Source organism: uncultured Gimesia sp. (assembly GCF_937919775.1).
In the GTDB taxonomy this organism is placed as follows: Bacteria; Planctomycetota; Planctomycetia; order Planctomycetales; family Planctomycetaceae; genus Gimesia.
Window position 1 is genome coordinate 1 of sequence record NZ_CALFPF010000728.1, and the last position, 4835, is coordinate 4835.

Annotated in this window: 6 protein-coding genes; 2 read left to right on the forward strand and 4 right to left on the reverse strand. The window is 51.6% G+C overall.

The features are described 5' to 3' along the window. Positions 1 to 193, reverse strand: a 193-nt coding sequence (locus Q0294_RS20490) for a hypothetical protein (RefSeq protein WP_299469173.1), incomplete at its 3' end; no start/stop codon positions are given. 358 nt (positions 194 to 551) lie between these two features. Beyond that, positions 552 to 1163 (reverse strand): adenylyl-sulfate kinase, encoded by a 612-nt coding sequence (gene cysC, locus Q0294_RS20495; RefSeq protein ID WP_299469175.1) that lies wholly within the window; start codon positions 1161 to 1163, stop codon positions 552 to 554. 368 nt (positions 1164 to 1531) lie between these two features. Between cysC and hisG the strand changes: the two genes are divergently transcribed. Together hisG and Q0294_RS20505 are read left to right on the forward strand one after the other, a co-directional pair. Then, a complete protein-coding gene (gene hisG / locus Q0294_RS20500) occupies positions 1532 to 2410 on the forward strand; it encodes an ATP phosphoribosyltransferase (RefSeq protein WP_299469177.1) in 879 nt (292 codons plus the stop codon). Between the two features lie 55 nt (positions 2411 to 2465). Then, positions 2466 to 3110: a hypothetical protein gene (locus Q0294_RS20505; protein WP_299469179.1), complete on the forward strand. Its 645-nt coding sequence runs from the start codon at positions 2466 to 2468 to the stop codon at positions 3108 to 3110. Here Q0294_RS20505 and Q0294_RS20510 read toward each other — a convergent pair. Next, entirely contained in the window at positions 3047 to 3955 is a 909-nt protein-coding gene (locus Q0294_RS20510; RefSeq protein WP_299469181.1) for a phosphatidate cytidylyltransferase, read from the reverse strand. The two genes, Q0294_RS20505 and Q0294_RS20510, sit on opposite strands and share 64 nt — an antisense overlap. A gap of 6 nt (positions 3956 to 3961) precedes the next feature. Beyond that, positions 3962 to 4714, reverse strand: coding sequence for an isoprenyl transferase (locus tag Q0294_RS20515; RefSeq protein ID WP_299469183.1), 753 nt, complete (start codon positions 4712 to 4714; stop codon positions 3962 to 3964). Positions 4715 to 4835: the final 121 nt, after the last annotated feature.

A 4835-nucleotide genomic window follows, 5' to 3' on the forward strand; every position in this document is an offset into this window, starting at 1 on the left:
GAAACTTTCCATTTTCGTCTGCAAAGGCTAATATCCACCAAGCCACCTTTCGCATGTGCTCTTCACTCGTTTTATTTTCTACCATAAAATCAAGCATCGAATCAGTAATTTTCAAGGCATAGAGCGAGAAGATAAGACAGCAAAAGAGAGTGAGCACAATTACCAATTTTTTCTTTTGGCTGCGATTTGCCATAAACGACTCCAAGTCCATAAACTACGAAACATAGACTTTCATTTTGCAACTGTAGATACAATATGCAAATAATGTTTTCAACAAATCAATATAAAAAGGTTCCTGATGACCTGCATTAAAAAGAAAATCCAATGCGGTAATTGATGAGTGCTCAGCAATTTCCCACGGTTTGTTTACTACGGTCTTCGTCAACCCACTTTGCATTGAAAGCTACCACACCTGATACGTTTCGTGAGTTTTCGTGTTTTTCGTGGTAGTAAAATAAATCGCACACGCATACGAAAAAACCTCAGACAACATTTCGCTGCCTGAGGTTTTTAATTTTCGCTGCAACAACATTTCTGCTGTCGCGGTCGACTTAGACTGAAAGGTAGCCGTTCGCTTCGAGGTAAGCGATGACTTCGTCAGCCAGTTCATCGATGCCTTTGGAATCGGAGTCCAGAACCAGTTCCGGATTTTCGGGCGCTTCATATGGAGCATCAATTCCGGTGAACCCTTTGATTTCGCCGGCGCGGGCTTTCTTGTAAAGGCCTTTTGGATCGCGTTCTTCGCAGGTTTCCAGAGAGGCTTTCACTAAAACTTCAATGAACTCGCCATCACCCATGATTTCCCGAACCTGATTACGGTCTTCGAGATAAGGGGAAATGAAAGCGGTCATAACCAGAATACCGGCGTCGGTATACAATTTGGAAACTTCACCGATGCGGCGGATGTTTTCGGTACGATCTTCGGGAGAGAAGCCCAGGTTTTTGTTGAGCCCCATCCGGATGTTATCGCCATCGAGAACGAAAGTGTGCTTGCCCATTTCGAACAGCTTGTGATCGACGGTATTCGCAATGGTACTTTTGCCGGATCCACTTAATCCGGTGAACCAAAGTACGGCACCTTTGTGTCCGTTTTGTTTGCAGCGTTCTGCTTTGGAAACACGGTGTTCGTGCCATGTGACGTTGGTGGCTTTTTGCTCGGCCATCGAGGACTTTCTCCTTACTCGTTAAAAAATATCTGTGGAAACAATTTCTATATTCAGACCCCTGCAGTGAAAAATCACCCGGAATCGTTTATTCTGAGTGAGTATCTGCACGATCCTAGAGAAACTCCGCCTTTGATGGAAGTCCACAGATTGGGAATTTCTGGGAACATTCTTCTTCCGGGCTACTGGAACTACGGTTTTTTAGCTGTTAGAGTACGCGCACGGGATTTTTGCAGGGAAGAGACCCTTCACAGTCACACACGATTCGGCCCCCGGTTGTTTCCGATACCAGGCTGGGGCATTAAATATAAACCGTTAATATCACACACATTACGCATTCAACCAACGAATTCAGAAAATCAAGAGCCATGTCTGATAAGGTCTTAAAACTCGGTATTCCCGCGGGAAGCTTACAGGAATCGACGGCGGAATTATTCAAACGCGCCGGTTACGTCATCAAATTTTCATCCCGCTCGTATTATCCCACGATCGACGACGATGAAATCGAATGTCTACTGATTCGCGCTCAGGAAATGGCCCGTTATGTCGATCAAGGCATTCTGGACGCCGGAATTACCGGACAAGACTGGATTCTGGAAACGAACGCCGACGTGCATGAGGTTTGTGAACTGCTCTTCTCAAAGGTCAGCCGCCGTCCGGTCCGCTGGGTTTTATGTGTGCCCGAAGATTCTCCGATCAAAAGTGTCAAAGACCTGGAAGGTAAACGCATTGCCACCGAAGTGGTCGGCATGACCGAGCGTTATCTGGAAAAACACGGCGTGAAAGCGAACGTCGAGTTCTCCTGGGGAGCCACCGAAGTCAAACCGCCCAAGCTGGCGGATGCGATTGTCGAAGTCACCGAAACCGGATCGTCTCTGCGTGCCAACAATCTGCGAATCGTGGAAGAGCTGATGCAGAGTACCACCCGATTCATCGCCAACAAAAAAGCATTTGCCGATCCGTGGAAGCGCCAGAAGCTCGAAAACATCGCCATGATGCTCGAATCCTGTCTCGCGGCGGAAGGCAAAGTCTGTCTGATGATGAACGTGGAACGATCCGACCTCGAAAACGTACTCAATCTGCTGCCCGCGCTGCAGAAACCCACCGTTTCTTCACTGTCCGATCCCGACTGGGTCGCCATCAGTACGATCATGGAAGAAACGATTGTCCGTTCCATCGTCCCCAAATTGAAAGCAGCGGGCGCCTGCGGCCTTGTCGAATATCAGATTTCCAAAATCATCGACTAACGCTGACGGAATCGAGACGCTTTCCACATCGGCACCATGATCGGTTTTTGATTTTATGAAAACAGCGGTCATCAAAATCGGAGGCAGCCTGTTTGACTTACCGGATCTGGCAGCGCGGCTTGCGCGGCTGCGGGACGGTCTGGAAAACAGGCAACCTCTCATCGTCTGTGGAGGCGGCGCTGCAGCAAACCTGGTTCGCGACTGGGATCAAACACATCAACTGGGAGCAACAGCCGCGCACTGGCTCGCCATTCAGGCGATGATGCTGAACGAGCAACTGCTCTGTCACTTACTGCCCGATTCGTGCATCGTGACATCTCAGACAGAAGCAGCCGCCGCCTGGAAAAAGCAGCGTATTCCCATTCTCTGTTGTTTCACCTATTTGCAAGAGACCTCGTCCCCGCAATTCGCAGACCTGCCGACTTCGTGGGATGTGACCAGCGATTCGATCGCCGCCTGGGTTGCTCTCACCTGGCCTGCCGAGGAACTGATCCTGTTGAAGTCGGTTGACCTTCCCGAAAACAAGACGCTTTCCGAACTCGCGAAAGCAGGACTCGTCGACGCTTACTTACCGAGACTCTCGGATTGCCTGCCGACTCTTCGCTGGTGTAACCTGCGGTCCGATCACGGGCCGCTTCAATTGGCGACTGTGACCAGCGGCAACAGTTTCCAGAGCAGAAATGCGCCCGGACCGGCGTAAAGCGGACTGTCCAAAAGATCGAGCAGGCCTCCAAAACCGGGCAATAATTCGGCCGAGTCTTTTTTCCCCACGTCCCGTTTGATCAACGATTCACACAAATCGCCCACCAGCCCAACCACGCCAATGAGCGCCCCGAACAGGATCGACCAGTACCAGGGGGCTGCAGTCCACTCCGCGTGAAACAGCGAAGGTGTGAAATGAAACCAGAGGAAACTTCCCAGCGCGGCACCAAAAATCGCACCGTAACCGCCGACCCAGGTTTTGCCCGGACTGAGTCGCGGTACCAGTTTTGCCTTGCCCCATAACCGGCCAAAGGTGTAGCCGCCGATGTCGCCCATTTTCGCACTGATGATCAGCGACCCGAGAGCCAGATAACCGGTCTCGGGGCCTGCCACCCAGCGCAGTTCTGCCAGCATCGCCAGCAGGAATCCGAGATAGGAGACCGAGAGGATTTCCGCACCGATGGTTTCCATACTCTGGCCCGACTCCTGAAAACGGATCGCCGCTTTCAGAAAGATCAACAGAATCGAAACCGCATAAGCCACCGCCATCAGCGCTAATGAAAGCGTCTGTGGATTTGTCTGTCCGTCCTGCAGGGAGGGAATCAGAAAGGGAATCCAGGCAGCAATGCAAATGAAAAGCGACAGCAGACAGACCAGCGGAAAACCGGGAGTCAGATTGCGAACCGTGAGCAGATGCGTCAGTTCCCAGCTCCCCCGCAAAACCAGGAGACAACACAGCGCCAACAGATACGGCGCGCCGACTCCCGCACGTTGATCCAGATAAAACAGACCGAACAAGAGCGGAATCAGGATTGCAGACACAAGTAACCGCCAGCCCAGCATGCTGCGTTATCCTTTCAAACCGCCGAAACGGCGGTCGCGGGCGGCAAAGTCGCGCAGCGCCTGCCAGAAATCAGAAACAGAGAAGTCCGGCCAATAGGTCTCGGTGACCCACAGCTCGGCATAGCTGATCTGCCATAACAGAAAATTGCTGACCCGCATTTCGCCGGCGGTGCGGATCACCAGATCGGGATCCGGCATGCCCGCGGTATAAAGATGCGCTGAAATGACTTCTTCGTTGATCTCTTCCCGTTTGAGATTTCCCTGTTCGACTTCCTCGACAATTGATTTGACGGCGTCCACAATTTCAGAGCGGCTGCCATAATTCAATGCCAGACAAAGTTGCATGCCCGTATTTTCCTGGCTCTCGCGAATGGTCTTGTCGACTTCCACGAGCACATCTTTCGGCAGATCGCTACGACGGCCGATCGTCGTGAACCGGATATTCTGCCGCATGATCTCTTCCCGCTCGCCGATCACAAACTTTTTCAGAAGTTGCATCAGCAGATTCAGTTCCAGCGCGGGCCGTTTCCAGTTTTCGCTGCTGAGACAATAGAGGGTCAGTTGTTCGATGCCCAGTCGTGTGGCTTCTTCGACAATCGTCCGTACACTGTTGACCCCCTGACGATGTCCTTCGATACGGGGAAACCCGCGTCGCGATGCCCAGCGACCATTGCCGTCCATAATGATGGCAATGTGCCTTGGCAGTTGCCGGGACTCCAGGCCAAGCGATTCCCCATCCTGTTCCGATATGGCGGGCACAATTTGCCTCACAGTGACTGTTTGATACATTGAAACGGCGTCTCTGCCTGCTGGCAGAAAACCTCACAACAAGAGCAGGCAGATTCACCCCTCTGACATCTTGTATTGTGAGAAATTTTTG

Excerpts from the sequence above, each read along its gene's own strand:
- cysC (WP_299469175.1), bottom strand. The coding sequence starts at position 1,163 with ATGGCCGAGCAAAAAGCCACCAACGTCACATGGCACGAACACCGTGTT.
- hisG (WP_299469177.1), top strand. The coding sequence starts at position 1,532 with ATGTCTGATAAGGTCTTAAAACTCGGTATTCCCGCGGGAAGCTTACAG.
- Q0294_RS20505 (WP_299469179.1), top strand. The coding sequence starts at position 2,466 with ATGAAAACAGCGGTCATCAAAATCGGAGGCAGCCTGTTTGACTTACCG.
- Q0294_RS20510 (WP_299469181.1), bottom strand. The coding sequence starts at position 3,955 with ATGCTGGGCTGGCGGTTACTTGTGTCTGCAATCCTGATTCCGCTCTTG.